This window comes from Luteimonas salinilitoris (assembly GCF_041300785.1).
Classification (GTDB): Bacteria; Pseudomonadota; Gammaproteobacteria; order Xanthomonadales; family Xanthomonadaceae; genus Luteimonas; species Luteimonas salinilitoris.
Map to the genome: position 1 here is coordinate 77649 of NZ_JBFWIB010000013.1, position 21342 is coordinate 98990.

The 21342-nt window shown below is 67.2% G+C and carries 19 protein-coding genes; 7 read left to right on the forward strand and 12 right to left on the reverse strand.

Annotated elements, in window-relative coordinates:
- Nucleotides 1-5: 5 nt before the first annotated feature.
- The 8 genes from AB5T46_RS16615 to AB5T46_RS16650 all read right to left on the reverse strand — a co-directional run bounded on the left by AB5T46_RS16615 (nt 6) and on the right by AB5T46_RS16650 (nt 9063).
- On the reverse strand, nt 6-758 hold the full coding sequence (locus AB5T46_RS16615) for a sulfite exporter TauE/SafE family protein (RefSeq protein ID WP_370565166.1): 753 nt from the start codon (nt 756-758) through the stop codon (nt 6-8).
- Nucleotides 755-1288 carry a hypothetical protein gene (locus tag AB5T46_RS16620; RefSeq protein WP_370565167.1) on the reverse strand — a complete coding sequence of 178 codons (534 nt, stop codon included), beginning with the start codon at nt 1286-1288 and terminating at the stop codon, nt 755-757. Before AB5T46_RS16620 ends, AB5T46_RS16615 begins: the two co-directional genes overlap by 4 nt.
- A 90-nt stretch (nt 1289-1378) precedes the next feature.
- Nucleotides 1379-2188 (reverse strand): MBL fold metallo-hydrolase, encoded by an 810-nt coding sequence (locus tag AB5T46_RS16625; protein ID WP_370565168.1) that lies wholly within the window; start codon nt 2186-2188, stop codon nt 1379-1381.
- A gap of 155 nt (nt 2189-2343) precedes the next feature.
- A complete protein-coding gene (locus AB5T46_RS16630) occupies nt 2344-3150 on the reverse strand; it encodes an oxidoreductase (protein WP_370565203.1) in 807 nt (268 codons plus the stop codon).
- Nucleotides 3151-3212: 62 nt separating this feature from the next.
- The gene (locus AB5T46_RS16635; RefSeq protein ID WP_370565169.1) at nt 3213-6302 is read right to left on the reverse strand and encodes an efflux RND transporter permease subunit; all 3090 of its coding nucleotides are present in this window, start codon (nt 6300-6302) and stop codon (nt 3213-3215) included.
- Complete coding sequence (locus AB5T46_RS16640; protein ID WP_370565170.1) at nt 6299-7414, reverse strand: efflux RND transporter periplasmic adaptor subunit; 1116 nt, start codon at nt 7412-7414, stop codon at nt 6299-6301. Before AB5T46_RS16640 ends, AB5T46_RS16635 begins: the two co-directional genes overlap by 4 nt.
- 83 nt (nt 7415-7497) lie before the next feature.
- Nucleotides 7498-8115 carry a TetR/AcrR family transcriptional regulator gene (locus AB5T46_RS16645; RefSeq protein ID WP_370565171.1) on the reverse strand — a complete coding sequence of 206 codons (618 nt, stop codon included), beginning with the start codon at nt 8113-8115 and terminating at the stop codon, nt 7498-7500.
- A gap of 150 nt (nt 8116-8265) precedes the next feature.
- On the reverse strand, nt 8266-9063 hold the full coding sequence (locus AB5T46_RS16650) for a S1/P1 nuclease (protein WP_370565172.1): 798 nt from the start codon (nt 9061-9063) through the stop codon (nt 8266-8268).
- A 469-nt stretch (nt 9064-9532) separates the two neighbouring features.
- Here AB5T46_RS16650 and gap point away from each other — a divergent pair, with 469 nt between their 5' ends.
- Nucleotides 9533-10537, forward strand: coding sequence for a type I glyceraldehyde-3-phosphate dehydrogenase (gap, locus tag AB5T46_RS16655; protein ID WP_370565173.1), 1005 nt, complete (start codon nt 9533-9535; stop codon nt 10535-10537).
- Between the two features lie 236 nt (nt 10538-10773).
- Nucleotides 10774-11271 (forward strand): Cif family virulence factor, encoded by a 498-nt coding sequence (locus AB5T46_RS16660; RefSeq protein ID WP_370565174.1) that lies wholly within the window; start codon nt 10774-10776, stop codon nt 11269-11271.
- 122 nt (nt 11272-11393) lie between these two features.
- Here AB5T46_RS16660 and AB5T46_RS16665 read toward each other — a convergent pair whose 3' ends face one another.
- The 3 genes from AB5T46_RS16665 to AB5T46_RS16675 all read right to left on the reverse strand — a co-directional run bounded on the left by AB5T46_RS16665 (nt 11394) and on the right by AB5T46_RS16675 (nt 14955).
- The gene (locus tag AB5T46_RS16665) at nt 11394-11903 is read right to left on the reverse strand and encodes a DUF1697 domain-containing protein (RefSeq protein WP_370565175.1); all 510 of its coding nucleotides are present in this window, start codon (nt 11901-11903) and stop codon (nt 11394-11396) included.
- Between the two features lie 137 nt (nt 11904-12040).
- On the reverse strand, nt 12041-12520 hold the full coding sequence (locus AB5T46_RS16670) for a GNAT family N-acetyltransferase (protein WP_370565177.1): 480 nt from the start codon (nt 12518-12520) through the stop codon (nt 12041-12043).
- Nucleotides 12521-12723: 203 nt separating this feature from the next.
- Nucleotides 12724-14955: a DUF5916 domain-containing protein gene (locus AB5T46_RS16675; RefSeq protein ID WP_370565178.1), complete on the reverse strand. Its 2232-nt coding sequence runs from the start codon at nt 14953-14955 to the stop codon at nt 12724-12726.
- Nucleotides 14956-15340: 385 nt separating this feature from the next.
- Here AB5T46_RS16675 and ada point away from each other — a divergent pair, with 385 nt between their 5' ends.
- From ada to AB5T46_RS16700, 5 genes are all read left to right on the forward strand, one after another.
- Entirely contained in the window at nt 15341-16423 is a 1083-nt protein-coding gene (gene ada / locus AB5T46_RS16680; protein WP_370565179.1) for a bifunctional DNA-binding transcriptional regulator/O6-methylguanine-DNA methyltransferase Ada, read from the forward strand.
- A complete protein-coding gene (locus AB5T46_RS16685; RefSeq protein WP_370565180.1) occupies nt 16420-17118 on the forward strand; it encodes a 2OG-Fe(II) oxygenase in 699 nt (232 codons plus the stop codon). The genes ada and AB5T46_RS16685 overlap by 4 nt, the downstream gene beginning before the upstream one ends.
- A gap of 333 nt (nt 17119-17451) precedes the next feature.
- Nucleotides 17452-19338: a molecular chaperone HtpG gene (gene htpG / locus AB5T46_RS16690; protein ID WP_370565181.1), complete on the forward strand. Its 1887-nt coding sequence runs from the start codon at nt 17452-17454 to the stop codon at nt 19336-19338.
- Between the two features lie 58 nt (nt 19339-19396).
- Nucleotides 19397-19603: a hypothetical protein gene (locus AB5T46_RS16695; RefSeq protein ID WP_370565182.1), complete on the forward strand. Its 207-nt coding sequence runs from the start codon at nt 19397-19399 to the stop codon at nt 19601-19603.
- 218 nt (nt 19604-19821) lie between these two features.
- A complete protein-coding gene (locus tag AB5T46_RS16700; protein WP_370565183.1) occupies nt 19822-20187 on the forward strand; it encodes a DUF1428 domain-containing protein in 366 nt (121 codons plus the stop codon).
- A 183-nt stretch (nt 20188-20370) separates the two neighbouring features.
- Here AB5T46_RS16700 and AB5T46_RS16705 read toward each other — a convergent pair whose 3' ends face one another.
- Nucleotides 20371-21342: a TolB family protein gene (locus tag AB5T46_RS16705; RefSeq protein WP_370565184.1), complete on the reverse strand. Its 972-nt coding sequence runs from the start codon at nt 21340-21342 to the stop codon at nt 20371-20373.

Genomic DNA, 21342 nt, shown 5'->3' on the forward strand with positions numbered 1-21342 from the left:
CGCCGTCACGCGGCGAACAGCAGCTTGCCCGCCGCGACCAGCAGCACCACGCCCAGTGCGCGGCGCAGCCCTCTTGCCGGCAACCATTTCAGCCCCAGCTGGGTCCCGATCAGGGCGCCGACGGCGACTGCGCACAGCCACAGCGGCAGCGCCGTGGGCAGGGTGCCGGTGGCGCGCAACAGGCCGGCCAGGGCGGTGAGCGAGTTGATCCAGACGAAGGCGACCGAGGTGCCGCTGGCCTCGCGGGTCGGCATCCAGCGGGCGAACAGCAGCAGCGGCGTCAGGAAGATCGCGCCGCCGGTGCCCGTCAGGCCGGAAAGGACGCCGATGGCGCCACCGGTGAGCAGGCCGGGAATCCAGGGCACGCGGCGGTCGGCGGCGACCGCATCTTCCTCCTCGGCATGCGCGGCATGGCGGAACACGCCGGCGGCGGCGACCAGCAGCACCACGCCGAGCAGGACCGAATAGCTTTCCTTCGGCAAGGTGACGCCGGCGGCCAGGAACGCGGCCGGCGCCGAGGCGACCACGAACGGCAGCACGTTGCGCCAGCGCACGTGGCCGGCGCGCCAGAAGCGAAACAGGCCGATGCCGCCGACCAGCAGGTTGAGCGCCAGCGCGGTGGGCCGGATCTGTTCCGGCGCCAGGCCCAGCAGCGCCATCGCCGCGATGTAGCCGCTGGCGCCGGCGTGGCCGACCGAGGAATACAGCGTGGCGACCAACAGGAACAACAGCGCCAGCAGCAGGATGGTGTCGCTCACGGTGCCACGATCACTGCGATCGCCAGGAGCTGCCGCACGCCGCGTGCGGCGTCGCCGTCGCTGGGCACCAGCAGCCGCAACGGCCCGGTTGCATTGTCGAGCGGCGCGCCGCCGCAGCGATCCACCACGTAGGCCCGCGTGCCGCCGATGGCGGGATCGAGTTCGGCCAGCGAGAACAATGCGCGCCCGCCGTCGCGCGCGGTGACCAGTACGTAGCGTGCCAGGTGCGGGCCGTGCAGGCGCTGCGGCATGGCCTGTTCGGTCCGTCGCAGCAGCGCAGCCAGCGACACGCCCTCGCACTGCAGCGTCTCGCCGTGTACCTCGGCGCGGACCCGCTCGCGCGGCAGCTGCGATCGCGATGTGGCGTCCAGCGACACCGCCACCGGCGATGCCACGTCGGGCGGCCGCGGCGCGGAGGCGCGCAGCCTCGGGTCGTGCATGCGTTCCGGCTGTTGGGCGGTGGCGCAGGAGGTGTTGCCGGCGAACAGCAAGGTCAGCAGCAGGCAGCGAAGCAGTTGTGTGCGGTTCATTGCAGCGAACGGCGGCAGGAATGCCCACAAGGTAGCGCATCTCGGCGCAACGCTGCATGGCAGCGCCGGGGCACGTGCGGAGCGCCGGCGTCAGAGCGTATCGAGCGGGATCTTCAGGTAGCGCGTGCCGTTGCTTTCCGGTTCCGGCAGTGCGCCGGCGCGGATGTTGGTCTGCACCGCGGGGATGATCAGCGCCGGCATCGGCAGGGTGGCGTCGCGCGCCTCGCGCATCTGTACGAACTGCGCCTCGCCCGTGCCTTCGCGCACGTGGATGTTCTGGCGCTTCTGTTCGCCGATGGTGGTCTCGCAGGCGACCTCGCGGCCACCGGGGCCGTAGTCGTGGCAGACGAACACGCGGGTGGCATCGGGCAGTGCGAACAGGCGCCGGATCGAGCGGTACAGCTTGGCCGCGCTGCCGCCGGGGAAATCGCAGCGCGCCGTTCCGCCGTCGGGCATGAACAGCGAGTCGCCGGTGAACAGCGCATCGCCGATCAGATAGGCGTTGCTGTCGCTGGTGTGCCCCGGCACCGGGATCGCCCGGCCCTGCAGCGCGCCGATGCGGAATGCCTCGCCGTCGCCGAACAGGTGGTCGAATTGCGAGCCGTCCACGGGGAAATGCGCGCCGAGATTGAAGATCGGCCGGAAGGTGGCCTGTACCGCGCAGATCTCCTCGCCGATCGCGAGCTTCGCCCGCGGCAGCCGGCGCTTGAGCCAGTGGCCGGTGCTCAGGTGATCGGCGTGGGCATGGGTCTCGAGGATCCAGGCGACGTCGAGGTCGCGTTCGTGCACGTGCTCGAGCAGCGCCTGTGCCGATGCGGTGGAGGTGCGGCCGGCCTTCGGGTCGAAGTCGAGTACCGGATCGACGATGGCCGCGGCGCGCCCGTCCGGCTCCGACACCACGTACGATCAGGTGTTGCTGTCCCGATGGAAGAAGGGCTGGACCTGCGGCTGCATGGGAAGACCTCGCGGTGGGCCTGCCGGAAGACGATATATGGCGTCGCGAGACGAGGCCGGCGAGGTCGCGGCCGCCGGCACGGCGCTTCCGGGCGAGGGTTTCAAGCCAGGCCGAGCGTTTTCCTCAGGCTTGCATCGACAGCGCCTGCAGGCATGAAGCGGCGCAATTTACTCAAGAGCGATGCCTGTCCGGCCGGAGTGCGGCGCATACGCCAGGTGCCAAGCGCCGCCTCGACGATCGTGTTTGCCACCCCGGAGGGTTCAGGTGCGCCGTTGACAGTGTCAGCGACAGAGCGCGAGATGAGGTCGCGCTCGCGGTCGTAGTCCGCGATCTTCGACTTTGCCTGAGGCGAATTGGTTTCCAGGTTGGTCTTTGTATAAGCCGGTTCGACCAGTGTTACGCGGATGCCGAACTGGCGCACCTCATGATCCAGGGATTCAGACAGCCCCTCCACAGCATGCTTGGAGGCCGAATAAAGCCCCATGTACGGAGCCGGGAGAAAGCCGAACACGGAACTGACATTGACGATTCTTCCGTGACGTTGCGTTCGCATGTGCGGGAGTACCGCCTGTGTTGTACGCAGCAGGCCGAACACGTTGGTGTCGAACAGAGATGCGGCTTCGCTGGTCGTTGTTTCCTCCACCGCGCCGATCAAGTTCATCCCCGCGTTGTTGACGAGCACGTCGATGCGCTTGGTCCGGTCGATGATGGATTGGATGCCAAGTCGAACGGAGGCATCGTCGCGAACATCCATCTCGACAAACTCGACACCGGCTAATGGGCTCGCTTTCGCAATGGTGCGTACGGTGCCGAATACCCGGCAACCCCGTTTGGCAAATTGCTCTGCGGCGGCACGGCCGATGCCCGACGATACGCCGGTAATAACGACAACTGTCGAATTCGACATGGCAGTTCCTCTGGATGTGGGTGAATTGAATGCGGCAAGGTCTGCCCGCCGGTTGTGCCGGTTCATGCGAGCTCCGCCTCCTCGGATCGGCTGTCGCTGTCGGGCTTGATCTTGAACCAGATGGAATACATGGCCGGCAAGAACACAAGCGTCAGAATCGTCCCTGCAAAGGTGCCGCCAATCAGCGTGTAGGCAAGCGTTCCCCAGAACACCGAATGGGTCAGCGGGATGAAGGCCAGGATCGCCGCCAACGCGGTCAGGATCACCGGTCGGGCACGCTGCACGGTTGCCTCGACCACCGCATGGAACGGAGCCAGCCCTTCCTTTATGTTGTGGTCGATCTGTCCGATCAGTATCAGCGTGTTACGCATCAGGATTCCCGCCAACGCAATCAATCCGACCAGCGCATTGATGCCGAATGGCTGCTGGAACAGAATCAGGGTGGGCACCACGCCGATCAGTCCCAGTGGGCTGGTCAGGAAGACCATGACCATCGCGGAGATCGAGCGCACCTGCAGGATGATGATGAGCAGGGTGATCGCCAGCATGATGGGAAATAGCGGCAACATGGCTTTCGTTGCCTTTCCCGACTCTTCGATGGAGCCGGCCTGCTCGATGCGGTAGCCGCCCGGCAGCTTGTCCATGACGGGCTGGAGCTGCCGGGTCATGGCGGACGACACATCCGGTGGCTGCAAGCCATCGGCGATGTCGCCCCGCACGGTGATCGTCGGCATCCGGTCGCGGCGGCGCATGATCGGTTCTTCCATGCGCACGTCGACCTCGCCCACCTGCGACAGCGGGATGCGCTGCCCGTTGGCGCCAGCCAGCGTGAAATCGCCGATCCTGGCGGGGTCGAGTCGGATGTCGCCGGCCGAACGGGCCACGACCTGCACCGTGCGAATGTCCTCGCGGACGGCGGTGATGGGTATGCCTGTCAGCAAGAATTGCAATTGTTGCGCCACGGCGCTGGAGGTCAGCCCGACGGCCTGCAATCGGTCCTGCTGCAAGGTGAAGTGCAGCGCGGGTGTACGCATGCCCCAGTCGGTGTTGACAGTGCGCATCATCGGACTGGCGTCCATGACTTGCTGCACCTCAGCCGCGATACCGCGCAGCTGGTCCGGGTCCGGGCCAGTGACCCGGTAGGCCACCGGGAACGGCGAGTACGGGCCGAATACGAGTTGGGTAACGCGCAAGCGCGCCTCCGGGGCAAGACCGTCGGCGATCGCTTGCCGCAGCCGGTGTTTCAGCGCCTCGCGCTCGTCCTGGTTGTCGGTGCGCACCACAATCTTGGCGAATGACGGATCGGGCATCTCCGGCCCCATCGAGAAGTAGAAGCGTGGCGCGCCCTGACCGATGTAGGCGGTGACGATTCTGGCTTCCTCTTGTTTGCTCAGCCAGGCTTCCACCTTCGCAGTGGCGGCGCTGGTTTGGGTGATCGATGTGCCATAGGGCATCTGCACCTCGAGCAGCACTTCGGGCCGGTCTGAGATCGGGAAGAACTGCTTCTTGACCACCGCCATGCCGAGTATGGCCAAGACGAAGAGGCCCACGACTGAGCCGGCGACCAGCCATTTGCGCGCGATGACGCGCTCCAGAATCTGACGGAAGCGGTTGTAGCGCGGCGTGTTGTAGAGCGCGTCATGGCCGCCTTCGACCTTCTTCAAGTCGGGGATCAGTTTGACGCCCAGGTAGGGAGTGAAGATCACGGCGACCACCCACGACGCGATGAGCGCAATGCCAACGATCCAGAACATGTTGCTGGTGTACTCGCCCGCGCTGGATCGAGCGAACCCATTGGGCATGAAGCCGACGGCGGTGACCAGCGTGCCAGAGAGCATGGGCGCTGCGGTATGGCTCCAGGCATAGGCGGAAGCGGCGATGCGGCTGTAGCCCTCTTCCATCTTCACCACCATCATTTCGATGGCGATGATGGCGTCGTCTACCAGCAAACCCAGCGCCAGGATCAGCGACCCCAGCGTGATGCGATCGAAGTTCTTGCCGGTCGCGAGCATCACCACGAAGACCGCTGCCAGCGTCAACGGTACCGCCGCTGCCACCACCAGGCCAACACGCCAACCCATGCTCACGAAGCACACCAGCATGACCACCAGCAGAGCGACGAAGAACTTGACCATGAACTCATCGACCGCAGAGTCGATATTGACGGCTTGGTCCGTGACCTTGGACAGGGTCATGCCCAGCGGTAGCTCGGCACCGATCGCGCTGACTTCACTGTCCAGCGCCTTGCCCAGGTCGAGCCCGTTCCAGCCCTCGCGCATGACCACGCCCAGCAGCAGCGCAGGTTCGCCACCGTTGCGGATCATGAACGTCTTGGGATCTTCATAGCCACGCTTGACCGTGGCGATGTCCGACAGCTTCAACGTGCGACCTTGCGCCACGATTGGTGTGTCGCGGATTTTCTGCAGTTCATCGAACGCGCCGTCCAGGCGAATGAATACTTCCGGTCCCTTGGTCTCTACGGAGCCGGCTGGCGTCAGGGCGTTCTGGGTGTTGAGCGCGGCGAACAACTCCTGCGGACTGACGCCCAGCGTTGCCAGACGTTCATGGGAGAACTCGACATAGATGCGCTCGGACTGTTCGCCAACGATGTTGACCTTCTTGACGCCTGGCACGTGCAACAGCTGCTGGCGCAACCTCTCCGCATCGCGTACCAGCAGATGCTGCGGTTCGCCCTTGGCCTTGAGCGCGTACAGAGCAAAAGTGACGTCCGCATATTCATCGTTGACCATCGGCCCGATCACGCCGGAAGGAAGATTGTTCGCCTCGTCTCCAACTTTCTTGCGGGCCTGGTAGAACTGTTCCTGCACTTCCGAAGGTGGTGTGCTGTCGATCAGTGTCAACGTCGTGAATGCCAAGCCGGGTCTTGTATAGGTCTCGGTACGGTCGTACCAGCGCAGCTCCTGCATGCGCTTCTCGATCTTCTCGGCGACCTGGTCCTGCATCTCCTGTGCCGTGGCCCCGGGCCAGGCGGTGATGATGGTCATCACCTTGACCGTGAAGGCCGGGTCTTCGGCACGGCCCAACTGGAAGAACGAAACGAGCCCCGCCAACGACACCAGGCAGATCAGGAACACGGTGATGGAGCGTTCGCGTACGGCGAGCGCCGACAGGTTGAAACGACCTTCGTTCACGGAAGGGATCCTCCGGTCGCCGCAGCGCCAGCTTGGCCGGCCATTCGCACCAGTTCGCCTTCGCGCAGCAGATGTGCGCCCAGCGCGACGATCCTGTCGCCTTGCTTGAGCTGGCCCGTGATACGTGCAGCGTCGTCATCCAGGTGTTGGACCGCGACCGGCCGCCAGGTCACTTTCGCCGGCTGGCCATTAATGACCCACACCCCCGGGCCCTTGCCGGCATCGAACAAAGCGCCGATTGGCACCTGCACGCCGGTGCGTATAGAAGGGGTCCCGTCCGAGATTTCGATGGTGACGGTGGTGCCCAATGGCGCGTCGGCCAGTGCGCCCTCAAGTACATACCGCGCTTCGAAAGTGCGGGTCAGCGGGTCTGCGGCATCCGAGAGCTGCCGGAGCGTGGCCGGAACGACAACCCCCTCTTGGCCGAAAAGCCTGGCTTGCCCGGTGGAGCCGACCGCCGGGCGCAGGGTTTCAGGAAGTTGCACGATCGCTTCGCGGCGCCCGGCATGGGCGACACGGACCACCACCTGCCCGGCCGCGACGACTTGGCCAGGCTCGGCCAGCGTTTCCATGACCACGCCATCGGCATCGGCAACGAGCGCGGCGTATTTGTTCGCGTTGCTGGCGACTTCGGCCTGGGCTGTGGCCGCACTCAGCTGGGCCTTGGCAGAGTCCGCAGCGGCCTTGCTCTGATCGTATGAGGAGGCTGATATCGCCCCGGTCCCCAGCAGGGCGCGATAGCGGGCTTCGTCCCCGATCGCCTGCTGCGCCACCGCTCTAGCAGCGGCGACTGCTTGCTGCTGCGCATGGGCAGCAAGCTTCAGGTCGACGGGATCAATACGCATGAGCGGCTGACCCCGTTTAACGGCCTGCCCTGCATCTACAAGCCGTTCCAGCACCTTCCCAGGGACCCGAAAGCCCAAGTCGCTTTGCACCCTGGCGGCTACGGTCCCGGTGAAGGCGCGTGACGCCGAGGGCGCCCCCTGGACGACCGCGGTACGGACCAACGGGGCGTCCGTCCGGGGATCAGATGGCGGTTTTTCGCCGCATGCGGCCAGCGCAAACGGCAATACACAGATGACGGTGGAAGCAACGAGGCGGCGCCGGAGCATGAGAGTCCCATTAACAAAATGGCCAGGACTCGAAATCTAATCCTTGTGACCAAATTAGTCAATAGTCACAAACGACCCAGGAATCAGGGCGACAGGCTGCGCAGTACCAGGCTGGACAGCTGAGCCGGCGCTTCGTCGGTGTACTCGAAGCTGTGCTGAAGCAGCAGGGGGCTGAGATAAGGGCGCATGACCAGGTAGATGGCCATTGAAGTTTCATCAATCGGCGTTTTGCGCTCGAAATCCCCTGTCAGCCTGCCTTCCTGCAAGATGTCCTGGAGTAATTTCTGGATGCGTTCTTCATAGGCAACCACGGCCTGCCAGCGCTCGCTGGCCGCTGAACTGGCGATTTCGTAGAGCTTACGATCCCGGAAAAACAGACGCATGCTGGCCTCTACAGCCGTTTTGAACATCCGCCTCAGCTTCTCGGGCGGTCGTTCAGCTTCGTCAACGGCTGCCCTGATCTCGGTTTCGATCTCGCGCAGGCAGTTCGCGCAGATCATTTCGCCAATGGCCTGCTTGGACTCGAAGAACTTGTAGATATAGGCCTTGGAAAAGCCGATGGCCTTGGCGAGATCGGAGACCGTGGTCTTTCCGTAGCCATACCGGCTGAAGTGCTCGGTGGCCGCGGCAACGATCTGGTCTCGCACGTCATGGTCGGCCGGACCGCGGGCAGAAACGGGATAAGTGGTCGCTTTGTTCATGGTTTGAAGCTTACCTCCCGCCCAGGGAGTGGACAACGAGTGACTATATAGTATTTTAGTCACGTTCATTCGACGCGTCGTCGGAAGGAGGCCAGTCGACCTGGAGCGCCTACGCGATCACAGCTGGGCGCGGATGCGATACCCGCCCGTTCAATCGCCCAATGTCTCGTTGAGCAGCGCCGCCAGGCGTCGTCCGCCCAGCGCGATCTGCCGCTCGGCCACCGGTCGCCACGTCTCGATATAGCCCGGATCCAGTGTCGCGCGCGGCGGGTACACGCCCGGCCGCTGCACGATCGCGCAGGATTCCTGCGCCCAGGCCGCCGGATCGGTGCCGCCGGCCACGACCTCCGGCAGCGCCCGCAGGCGCGCGGCGTGCCGGGCCTCGGATTCGCCCAGGTCGCGGAACAGGCCGCTGTCCCACAGCGCGTGCAGGTTGCTGCCGCGGCCGTCGCGGGTGCCGTCGGGGATGCTGAGCTGCACGGTGTTGCCGCCCTTGTCATGCGCATAGCCGGCGTGCATCGGCTGGTGCACGTCGCCGACGAAATGCACCACGAACTTCAGCGCCTGCCGGCGCGCCGCCAGCGGCTGCGCGCGGTCGGCGAGGATCGCGGCCTGGGTGCGGATCGCCTCGACCACGCAATCGCCGTTCGGGCAGTCGCGCGCGGCGACGTATTCGCAGCCCGACTCGCCGATGTTGACGTAGTGCCACTTCGCGCTCTTGCGGCCGAGGTCGGGATCGTTCGCGCGCAGCTCATCGGCCCAGTTGGCGACGCCGGCCAGGGTCGGCTCCGGTTCGCCCCGCAACAGCAGGTCGACCTGCGCGCGCGCCGCGGGCGTGAGCGCGGCGGCCGCCAGTTCGGCCACCAGGCGGTGCCCGCGCGGGCCCCAGGCGGAGGCGGGTGCGGCAACGAGGACGAGCGTGAGGACGAGCAGAAACGATCGATTCATGCCGCGATTCTAGGGCCTGTTAACGCTTCCCGAGCAGGTCGGGTTGCGCCGCAGTGGCCGCCATGCGGCGCCGCGCGGCTTGACCTTGCAGGCAGCAAGGCGCCGCGCCGCGCAACACCACCTGACGGCCACTGCGGCGCAACCCGAAGGGCCGGGCCTGAGGCCGCGCGGAGCGGCGTCATCACTCAGTTGCGTATCGACATACGCGCCTTCGTTCTTCCTTGCCCCGCACACTCTCAGTCCCGGCGCGACCTGCTCGGGAAGCGCTAACAGGCCCTAACGGCAGGATGCGGCTGCCGTTCGATCGCCACGCGCCGGATGGGGAGCGATCCGGCGCTGCGCGGCCGACATGCGTCCGGGATTCCGGGTGTCGAAAGGCCGCGTGGGCGGCCCGGGGCCGGCGCCTGCTAAAATCATCGGCCCGTCCCCCACCACCGCGCCTCCAGGGGCGCCTGCAGGAGTCCGATTCATGGCGATCAAGGTTGGCATCAACGGTTTCGGCCGTATCGGCCGCAATGTGCTGCGCTCGGCGTTCCAGAACTTCGGCGACGACATCGAGATCGTCGCCATCAACGACCTGCTGGAGCCGGATTACCTGGCCTACATGCTGCGCTACGACTCGGTGCACGGCCGCTTCGAGGGCGAGGTGTCGGTCGACGACGGGACCCTGGTGGTCAACGGCAAGCGCATCCGCCTGAGCCAGGAGCGCGATCCGTCCAACCTCAAGTGGGACGCCGTGGGCGCCGAGGTGGTGATCGAATCCACCGGCCTGTTCCTGACCAAGGAAACCTGCCAGAAGCACCTCGACGCCGGCGCGAAGAAGGTCATCCAGTCGGCGCCGTCGAAGGACGACACGCCGATGTTCGTGTTCGGCGTCAACCACGACAAGTACGCGGGCGAAGCGATCATCTCGAATGCCAGCTGCACCACCAACTGCCTGGCGCCGCTGGCCAAGGTGCTCAACGACAAGTGGGGCATCAAGCGCGGCCTGATGACCACCGTGCATGCGACCACCGCCACCCAGAAGACCGTCGACGGCCCGTCCAACAAGGACTGGCGCGGCGGCCGCGGCATCCTCGAGAACATCATTCCGTCCTCCACCGGTGCGGCCAAGGCGGTCGGCAAGGTGATCCCGGAACTCAACAAGAAGCTGACCGGCATGGCGTTCCGCGTGCCGACCTCGGACGTGTCCGTGGTCGACCTGACCGTCGAACTGGAGAAGGGCGCCAGCTACGAGGAGATCTGTGCCGAGATGAAGGCGCAGTCCGAGGGCGCGTTGAAGGGCATCCTCGGCTACACCGAGGACAAGGTGGTCGCCACCGACTTCCGCGGCGAGACCTGCACCTCGGTGTTCGATGCCGAGGCCGGCATCCAGCTCGATCCCACCTTCGTCAAGCTCGTGAGCTGGTACGACAACGAGTGGGGCTACTCCACCAAGTGCCTGGAGATGGTGCGGGTGGTCGCGGCGAAATAAGCCACGGCTTCCGGACGCCCGCAAGGCCCCGCCCAGGCGGGGCCTTTCTTGTGCGCAGTGCACCGGGGCGTTGCACGTCGTGCGGGTGGAACGTGCCGGATTCGATCGTCATCGTCATCGGCACGCTGCCGCACGTGGATGCCTGAATTGGCCCCGCTGCGGTAGCGCGGATTGGCGCTATCGGGCGCCTCGCCGCGCGGTTACGGTCGATGGACATTTCCCCCGGGAGAGACACGATGACGAATATCGGCCGCGAATTGCCGCGAAGATTGTCCGCGTTGGCAGGTGTTCTTGCATTGGCTGCCTCGGTCGCGCCGGCCTTCGCCGGCGACGGCGAGAACGCGCGCGCGAACCGGCACTGCGAACGCCAGTTCGAGGTCGCGCAGCGGATCGACATGGAATCCTTCCGCGACTATGACGCCGAGACATTTCGCGCCGTCCATACCGACGACGCGGTCACCATCTTCGCCAGCGGCGCCGTGTTCTATGGCATCGACGCGATCATGGATGCGCTGGCCAGCCATTTCGAGAACCGGGAAGCGGTCTGGGAATGGACCGAACTCTATCGCAAGGTGGAGGGCTGCAGGACGGCCTTCATCCTGTACGAGACCACGTACCGGATTCCCTCCGCCGGCTTCTTCCAGCGCGCACTCACCGGTGTCAGCTACACGCGTCACCGCGGTGTCTGGCTGGCGAACGCCGACCAGGGTACGTTGCTGCCGCCGGCGCCGTAACCCGAGCAGGAATCCGCACGCGCCCCGGCCAGGCCGGAAGCCGCGAGCACGCGTTCGCGGCGGCGCGTCCGGGGCGGCGCGGTTGAACGGGAAGCTTGACGGCCGCTGCGTAATCCCGACGCTCAGCCGTTCGCCATCTCGAGAAGCCTGATGATGGTGTTGATGTTGCGAGCGGTGCCGGTTTTCGCCGCCGGGATCTTGAGTTTCGAGTCGGCCATGCCGTCGCCGTAGTGCACGTAGATCTCGCGCCTGCCCAGGGCGAGCTGTTCGCCCTTGCGGCCGCTGACGGTCTCCAGCGCATCGGCGGGCGGCGCCCGGTCCAGGAAAATCGCCACGACCCGGTTGGGCGCCGCCTTCGGGAACGGGTTGTCGGCAAGCACCTGCCTCATCTCCGCGGTACTGCGCACCAGCACGCCGACCTGCCTGCCGGCGTGGCGCGCCAGCGCGTCCTGCAGCGTTTCCTGTACCTGTCGCGCCGTGGATGCGCTGCGCAGCACCACGTTGCCGCTGGCGATATAGGTGCGCACCCGGGCGAAGCCCGCGTCTTCGCAAAGCGCGCGCAACTCCGCCATCGGCAGCTTTCCCGTGCCGCCGACGTTGACGGCGCGCAGCAGGACGATCCAGGTCTTCATGGGCGCAGCATAGCGCCACGGCGTGGGTACGGGTCGCCCAGCTCCCGGTGTCTTGTTTGAAGTCGCTGGATTCCCGCCTTCGCGGGCATGACTGATGTGGGCGCGGGATGATGGCCGGAGCGATTGCAGTCTCGCGTTCAGAGGACGCGGGTCATGAACACGCTGTACGGATCCTCGACGTAGTCGGCGAACGGACCGCACGGCTCGAATCCGAAGCGCGCGTACAGCACCCGGGCCGGCGCGAACACCGCCATCGAGCCTGTCTCCAGGCTGAGCCGGCGGTATCCGCGTCGCGTTGCCTGCTCCAGCACGTGGCGCATCAGCGCCGCGGCGATGCCCTTGCGCAGATACGCCGCCGCCGTGCGCATCGACTTGACTTCGCCGTGATGCGGATCGAGTTCCCGGATGGCGACACAGCCGGCCAGCGCGCCGTCCAGCCACGCGCTCCAGAAGGTGATGGCGGAATGCCGCAGTCTCGCCAGGTCGAGCGCGTGCACGCTTTCGGGCGGCGAGTGCCGGGCCACGTCGTCCAGGTGCGCGCGCAGCAGATCGGCAATCTCGGGACCGGTCAGGGGATCGACGTGGATCTGCAGGGCGGGTTCGGACCGGTGCTTCATGGTCTTCAGCTTACCGGGACCGCGGGACGCGTAGGAGCGCGCCATGCGCGCGATGCCGCGGGCATCGCGCCGCCCGCGAATTCCGGCGACCGGCGCGCCTTCCGGTCCAGAATCGCGGCATCCACCGGATCCTGCCGACACCCGCGGCATCGCGCGCATGGCGCGCTCCTACGAAAGGGTGGTGCACGTTGTCTGGCGCCGGGTCAGAGCTCGAACCGATAGCTCAGCTTGACCAGCAGCTGCTCGTCGTCGCGCAGCCGGAAGCTGTCGCGGAGCAGGCGGCCGGTGCCGTCGGCGAACGTCTCTTCCTCGTAGCCGCCGCGGCCATAGACGACGTACAGGTACGACAGCGGCGCCAGCTCGTAGCGGTAGCGCACCTGGAAGCCGAGATTGCGCACGCTGAGATCGTCGACCGGCTCGTCGCTGGCGACGGCATTGCCCATCGGGTCGACGCGATAGCCCTGGCGCAGGCGCGCGTTGATCGCGATGGCCTGCAGCCTGAGCCGCAGTTCCTGGCGGCTGCCGATCGTCCAGTTGAATCCGGTGTTGAGGTTCACCTCGCGCCCGTCGAAGCTGCCGATCAGGTTGTCGCGCTGCCACACCAGCCAGTCCGGCGTGCGTTCGGCGTACAACCCGACGTAGACATTAAAGGCGTCGCTGACGAAGTAGCTGGGTTCGAACTCGACGCTGTAGCCGATCCGGTCGTTGCCGGAAAGGCCGCCGCTGAATGCCTCGGCCTCGAATTCGTAGGCCCAGTTGCCCTTGCGCGGGCGATCGTATTCGAAGTAGGCGCCGAAGCTGGGCGGCAGCTTCACCACGCCGTTGCCGCGGGTCAGCAGGTCGTCGACGCGGGCGCTGTTGACGTTGATCTGCGCATATTCGTAACTGCCGTTGCGCAGCCGGCTCTCCCGGCTCATGCGGAACTGGTGGTTGAGCCGCTGTCCGTGGTCGTTGTAGTTGCCGCTGACGCGCCAGCGCCAGTCCTTGGACGCGTAGCGCGATTCGGCCGGCAGGTCGGTGAAGCGGCGCTGCAGCTGCCAGTGCCCGTAGTTGGTGCTGTTGCGCGACAGGTAGCCGGCGTCGTTGATCTGCAGTTCGTCGCCGAAGTGCATGCCGATCCACTGCTGGCGCCAGCCGCCGTCCATCTCGTAGTCGGCCCACACGGTGGCGCCGGTGTCGCTGCTGCGCTCGCCCGCCTGCTCTATCCGGCTGCCGAGCAGCCGCGTGCGCACGTTCCAGCGTGCAGTCGGGCGCCAGTTGTGGTCGACGCCGAGCACGGTCGCCTCGCGATCCAGGAACGGCCGCTCCACCTGGGTCAGCATGGCGCCGAGGTTCTGGGTGCTGAAGTCGTGCACCAGGCGCAGCGCCCGGAATGAGCGCCCGGCCTCGTCGGCCTCCTCGGCGGCGAAGATCCCGTACTTGGTCGCGCCCAGGCTGCCGTTGAGCTTGATCGCCGCATCGATGTCGCCGGAACCGTCGCCGTCGTCGGCCGGGCCGCCGATGCGGCGGGTGTACAGCAGCTGGCTGTAGTCGGACGGCGTGGTGAACTCGAACAGGCCCTGGTTCTCGGTGAAGAACGGGCGCTTGTCGCTGACGAAGGTCTCGGTGGCGTCGAAGTTGACCACCAGATCGTCGCTTTCCACCTGGCCGAAATCCGGGTTCACGGTGGCGGTCAACTGGAACTGGCCGTTCGGTTTCCAGAACACGTCCAGCCCGCCGTCGGCCTCGCCGCGCCCGTCGACGTTGTCGTACAGCCCGGAGACGTATGGCGTCAGCGCCAGCAGCGACTGGCTGTACTCGGCGACCTCGATCGGCGCGAACTCGGACAGGAAGCGCGGGCGCTCGTAGCTCGCCAGCGGCCAGGCGGCGCGCTCGCCGGTGGCGCCGACCACGCGATCGAGATAGATCCGGATGGTGCGGGTGTCGCCGCCGGCCTCGCGCATCGGCGCGATGTGCCAGGGGATCAGCAGCTCCGCCGTCCAGCCGGCGTCGTCTTCGCCCACGGCATGACGCCAGCTGCCGTCCCAGTCGTCGTTGAACTCGGACTCGTTGCTGATGATCGCGTCGTAGATCCCCTCGGTGGAGCTGACGGTGAAGTTGTAGCCGGTGCGGCCGCCGCCGTCGAAATCGACCATCACGTTGACCCGGTCGACCTGCGCGCTGAAGTCCCGCTGCACGCGTTGACGGGTGCGCGGGACCGAGGGCGGCTGGGTGTTGCGGAAAGCCACCGCCAGGCCGTCCGGCGTGGCCAGAATCCAGGCCTCGGTGGGCAGCGACGCCGGCTCGCCGTTGAGCGGCTGCACCTTGCGGAAATCGGTGACCCGGCGCGCGTCCTGCCATTCCTCCGGATCGATACGACCGTCGATCTCCACCGCGTGCGCAGGCGCGGCGGCGGCGGCGAGAACGATCGGAAGCAGGCAGGAGAGGGAACGCATCGCTGGATTCCGGTTGGCTGGGAGTGTGCCCGGCGCCTGACACGGTAGCGCCCCCCGTTCCTCGCTCCGACTGCCATCGGTCATTGCAACCATTTCCCGCCGATGCGCAACGGGGCCGGCGTCGCGCCGGCGATCCGCGGCCTGGATCAGCCGTTGAGGGAGTGACGCCCTTGTGAAACCAAGACCCTTGTGGGCGGGCCGTCCGGCTGCGGAAAGCCGGGATCCGGGATGACGACGGGATTTGCATCCGGCCTGGCCGCCCGCCGATGCCGGACCGCCCGATCCGGGCGATGGCCGGATTCGAAAGCAAGCATCGGAGTGTGGCGGGCCGGGGGTTGCGGCATGGTGGCTCCACACCCATCTCACAGGAGTCCCGGTGATGAACATGACCCAGAAACGCAGACAGGACGACGCGACACCGCCCGCATGGCGCGACCCGCGCTGGGCGCGCATCGTGGCGCGCGACCGCAGCGCCGACGGCCAGTTCTGGTACTCGGTGGCGACCACCGGCGTCTATTGCCGGCCGTCCTGCCCGTCCAGGACCGCCAATCCGGGAAATGTCGCCATCCACGACACCCTGGAAGCGGCGCGCGAGACCGGCTTCCGGCCGTGCCGGCGCTGCAACCCGGAAGGCGCCTCGACGGAAGCGGAGAACGCGGCGATCGTCGCCAAGGCCTGCCGCCTGATCGAGCAGGCCGAACGGCCGCCGTCGCTGGCGGAGCTGGCCGGTGCGGTGGAGCTGAGTCCCGGTTACTTCCACCGCATGTTCAAGGCCGCCACCGGTCTCACGCCGAGGGCCTATGCCGCCGCGCACCGGGCGAGCCGAGTCCGCGACGGACTGGCCAGCGGGCAGACGGTGACCGACGCGATCTACGACGCCGGCTTCGGCTCCAACGGCCGCTTCTACGAGACGGCCAATGCCATGCTCGGCATGACGCCGACGCGCTATCGCGCCGGCGGCGCCGAAGAGGCGATCCGCTTCGCCGTCGGCCAGTGCTCGCTGGGCGCCATCCTGGTCGCCTCGAGCGAGAAGGGCATCGCGGCGATCCTGCTCGGCAATGATCCGGAGACGCTGCTGCACAACCTGCAGGACCAGTTTCCCAAGGCGCACCTCATCGGCGGCGATCGGACATACGAATCGCTGGTCGCCCGCGTGGTCGGTGTCGTCGAGGCGCCGGGCCTGGGCCTGGACCTTCCGCTCGACATACGCGGCACGGCGTTCCAGCAGCGGGTGTGGCAGGCATTGCGGGATATCCCCGCCGGCCGCACCGCCACCTACGCCGAAGTCGCCCGCCGGATCGGCACGCCCAAGTCCGTGCGTGCCGTTGCCGGCGCCTGCGCCGCCAACGCGCTTGCCGTGGCGATTCCCTGCCACCGGGTGGTGCGCAGCGACGGCGCACTCTCCGGCTATCGCTGGGGCGTGGAGCGCAAGCGCGCCCTGCTCGAGCGCGAGGCCGCGGCGACATGAGCGGGGCGGACCGGATCGACTGGCCGGCGGTCGCCGCCGGCCTGGACGCGCGGGGCTGGGCGCTGCTGCCGGGACTGCTGACCGGAGTGCAGTGCGATGCCACCGTCGGGCTCTATGGTCGCGACGAGGGTTTCCGCAGTCGCGTCGTGATGGCCCGGCACGGCTTCGGTCGCGGCGAGTACCGCTACTTCGCTTATCCGCTGCCGTCGCTGGTCGAGCGTCTGCGCACCGCGTTGTATCCGCCGCTGGTCCCGATCGCCAACCGCTGGCACGAGCGGATGGCGGTCGACGTCCGCTTCCCGGCCGACCACGGCGCCTTCCTCGATCGCTGCCATCGCGCCGGGCAGACGCGTCCGACGCCGCTGCTGCTGCAATATGGCGAGGGCGACTACAACTGCCTGCACCAGGACCTCTACGGCGAGCACGTCTTCCCGCTGCAGGTGGCGGCGTTGCTGTCGGAGCCAGGGAAGGATTTCGAAGGCGGCGAGTTCGTGCTGACCGAACAGCGGCCGCGGATGCAGTCGCGCGCCGAGGTGGTGCCGCTGCGCAAGGGCGATGCGGTGGTGTTCGCGGTCAACATGCGCCCCGTGCGCGGGACCCGCGGCGACTACCGGGTCAAGCTGCGCCACGGCGTCGGCACGGTGCGGGCCGGCCACCGCCACACGCTCGGGGTGATCTTCCACGACGCGGCCTGACGCGGACCTGTGCCGCGTGGGCGCCGGATTTTCCGTCGGCACGCTTCCTCGGCCGCGCGGACCGCGGCGTCGGTGCGACCCGCGGCATCGCGCGCATGGCGCGCTCCTACGAAAATCCGGCGCCACGGGCCCCGCGGGGGCCTCCGTAGGAGCGCGCCATGCGCGCGATGCCGGCGTGGCCCGACTGCGCGGGTTGGCCCGATGCGCGGCGTCGCACGCATCGTGAACATGGCGCATCCACGGACAGAAGGGACCGGACGGGCTTGAATTCCCGCCGCCGACACCCATAGTCGACGTTCGCATCCAATCCCAGCGCGGACCAGGACACCACATATGAATGCCCCTCCCGAAACCCGCCGCTTCGAAGCCGAAGTCGCCCAGGTCCTGCACCTGGTCACCCACTCGCTGTACTCGCACAAGGAGATCTTCCTGCGCGAGCTGGTCTCCAACGCCTCCGATGCCTGCGACAAACTGCGTTTCGAAGCCATCGCCCACCCGGAGCTGATGGCCGACGACGGCGAGTTGCACATCGACGTCAGCTGGGACAAGGACGCGCGCACCGTGACCGTGCGCGACAACGGCATCGGCATGAGCCGCGACGAGATCGTGGCCAACATCGGCTCCATCGCCAGCTCCGGCACGCGCCGCTTCCTGGAGGCGATGAGCGGCGAGCAGAAGGCCGATGCGCGCCTGATCGGGCAGTTCGGCGTCGGCTTCTATTCGGCCTTCGTCGTGGCCGACCGGGTCACCGTGTTCAGCCGCCGCGCCGGGGCGCCGGCCGGCGAGGGCGTGAAATGGGAGAGCGACGGCAAGGGCGAGTACACCCTCGAATCGGCCGAATTGGCCGAGCGCGGCACCACGGTAATGCTGCACCTCAAGCCCGACGAGGACACCTTCCTCGAAGGCTGGCACCTGCGCTCGCTGATCAACCGCTATTCCGACCACGTGGCATTTCCGATCCGCATGCCGAAGGAGGCCGCGGACGAGGACGACAAGGCCGCGCCCAGGAACGAGTGGGAGACCGTCAACGCCGCTTCCGCGCTGTGGACGAAACCCAAGGCTGAGATCTCCGACGAGGACTACCAGGGCTTCTACAAATCGCTCGGCCACGACTTCAACGACGCGCTGGCCTGGAGCCACAACCGCGTCGAGGGCAGCCAGAGCTTCACCACGCTGCTGTACCTGCCTTCGCGCCCGCCGTTCGACCTGATGATGGGCGGCCGCGACGAGCGCAAGGGGCTCAAGCTCTATATCAAGCGCGTGTTCGTGATGGACGCCGCCGAGGAACTGCTGCCCAACTACCTGCGCTTCGTGCGCGGCGTGGTCGATGCCGACGACCTGCCGCTCAACGTCAGCCGCGAACTGCTGCAGCAGAATCGCCAGCTCGACCGCATCAAGGGCGCCTGCGTCAAGCGCGTGCTCGACCTGATCGAGAAACTGGCGCGCGACGAGCCCGACAAGTTCGCCACCTTCTACAAGGCCTTCGGCAACACCCTGAAGGAGGGCGCGGCCGAGGACGCCAACAACCGCGAGCGCATCGCCAGGCTGCTGCGCTTCGCCTCCACCAATGGGGAGGGCGCCGCGCAGACGGTCTCCCTGGACGACTACATCGGCCGCATGGCCGTCGGCCAGGACACCATCTGGTACGTCACCGCCGACAGCCATGCCGCCGCGGCCGGCAGCCCGCAGCTGGAGGCGTTCAAGGCGAAGGACATCGAAGTGCTGCTGATGTCCGACCGCATCGACGAGTGGATGCTCGGCTCGCTGCGCGAGTACGGCGGCAAGACCCTGCAGCACGTCGCCAAGGGCGAATTGCCGCTGGACGCGGCCGACAAGCAGAAGCAGGACGAGGCGACCCAGGCCGCCAAGCCGCTGCTGCAGAAACTCAAGGACCTGCTGGGCGACCGCGTCGCCGACGTGCGCGTCTCCGCGCGCCTTACCGATTCGCCATCGTGCCTGGCGCTGGCCGACTACGACATGGCCCCGCACTTCGCCCGGCTGCTGCGCGAAGCCGGCCAGGAGATCCCCGAGAGCAAGCCCACCCTGGAGGTCAACCCGCAGCACGAGCTGCTCAAGCGGGTGGAGGCGGAGACCGATGAGGCGAAATCGAAGGACCTGGCCACGTTGCTGCTGGAGCAGGCCGAGATCGCCGCCGGCGCCCCGCTGCCGGACCCCGCGGCCTTCGTGCGGCGCATGAACCGGGTGCTGCTGAGCGCATAGCCTGTCATGCAGGCACCTCCCGGAGGACCGGCGTATGCATCGTCCGTAGGAGCGCGCCATGCGCGCGATACCGGCGTGGTTTGAAGGTGGTGGGGAGACGCGCCCACGGCTGATCCTCGGGTTCGCGGGCATTGCGCACAAGACCGGCGACAATCCGACGTTGCCGCAGCGCGGGATTCGCCAACGAACCGGGTCAGGCAAGACCCGCAGATTGTTCGCGCTCTCGGTGCTGGCGCTCTGGCCAGCGCAGGGGAATGCGCCGTAATCCGGACGCTCGGGTCGCGTTCGTCCTCTTCACGGCGCCGCCATCCCGAACAGGGCCGAATACGACGGCGGCGCATGTCGATTTCCGGTGCGCCGATTCGTCGCTCGACAGGAGCACCGCAGTGGGTGCCCGGCAGTACGCGCCCGGTTGATCCATCGGGTCGCCGCGCCGGCCACTGCAGGTCCGATTGATCCAGACCACCCGACAGGAGACAAGTGATGCCCTACATCGACGGCTTCATCATGGCAGTCCCGACCGCCAACAAGCAGAAGTTCATCGACCACGCCAACCAAGGCGATTCAGTGTTCGTGGAATACGGCGCCACCCGCGTCCTCGAGTGCTGGGGCGACGACGTGCCCAAGGGCGAGCAGACCGATTTCCGCCGCGCCGTGCAGGCGAAGGACGACGAAACCGTCGTCTTCTCCTGGATCGAATGGCCCGACAAGGAGACCCGCGATGCGGGTATGCAAAAAGCCATGAAGGACCCGCGGCTCTCGCCCGAATCCAACCCGATGCCGTTCGACGGCAAGCGCCTGATCTACGGCGGTTTCGCGCCGGTGGTCGAGTTGGGCGCGAAGTCCTGACTTCTGCGCGCGGCGGGCCGCCGCCCTCAACAGCCAGTCGCTTGACCCTTGTGGGAGTGGTGGCGGCATGCCGCCACCGGGAAGTCGCGACCGTCGCTCCCTTTGCCACCAGGCGCGGGGTGATCGGGGCGTGTCGGCATCGCCGCAGGCGCTCGCCGACACGGCGTTGCCCCTCTTCGCCGGTCACCCGAGCGGAGCGGCCGATGCCTTGATGGCCTCGGCTTTCCTCGGCTCGCGCCGATCTGCCTCGCCGCACACCGGCGGCCAGCGCGGGTCCGGATCGGGCCGAAGATCGACCAGGAACCATTCGCCCGATCGCTCGCCGGCTTCCGCCTGTGCGAACAGCAGCCGATCGCCGGTCGGCGACAGCAGCGGGCCGACCTGGAAGACATCGTCGCGTGCAGGCACGCGGCCGCGTTCGATCCAGGCATCGCCGTCGCGGTCGTAGAGATACAGATGCGAACGCTCGCCACGGTCGGCCACCACCGCCATCACCTTGCCGTCGTGCGATATCTCCGCTTCGTACTCGTAGGCCGACGTGCTGATCGGTGGCCCGGCGTTCTCGAGCCGCCAGCCGCCACCGTCCTGCGGCGTGGCGATGTAGATATCGCCCTGGCCATGGCCGCCCGGCCGGCTGGAACCGAATAGCAGGCGCCCGCCCGGCAACGGCCGCGGCAGCAGTTCCGCTGCCGGCGAATTGACCGGCGCGGGCATTCTGCGCGGTGCACCCCATCGGCCATCGTCGTCGCGCGCGACCCTCCAGATGTCGAGATCGTCGCTGTCGGCATTGCCCCTGGCCGACACGTAATAGAGCAGCCGGCCGTCGTGGGAGAACGCCGGATCCGCTTCCAGCGTGCCCGCCGGCGCCGCGAAGGGCGGCGGCGCCGGGTCGCTCCACCGCCCGGACGCGCAACGCGACCACAGCAGCCGATAGCCGCCGAAGCGGGTATCGGCGCGCAAGAAGTGCAACTCCGTGCCGTCGGGCGAGAACACCGGCGAGGATTCGTAGAGCGGCGTGGACAATTCGTCCGGCGTCCAGCGTACCGGCCGGGAAGCGGCTACATCGCCGGCCCGGACCTCCGGGATCGCGCTGGACGTGGCCGTCGTGGCAACGGCGACCGCCACGGCCGTCAGCAGCGCAGCATGTACCGGCAT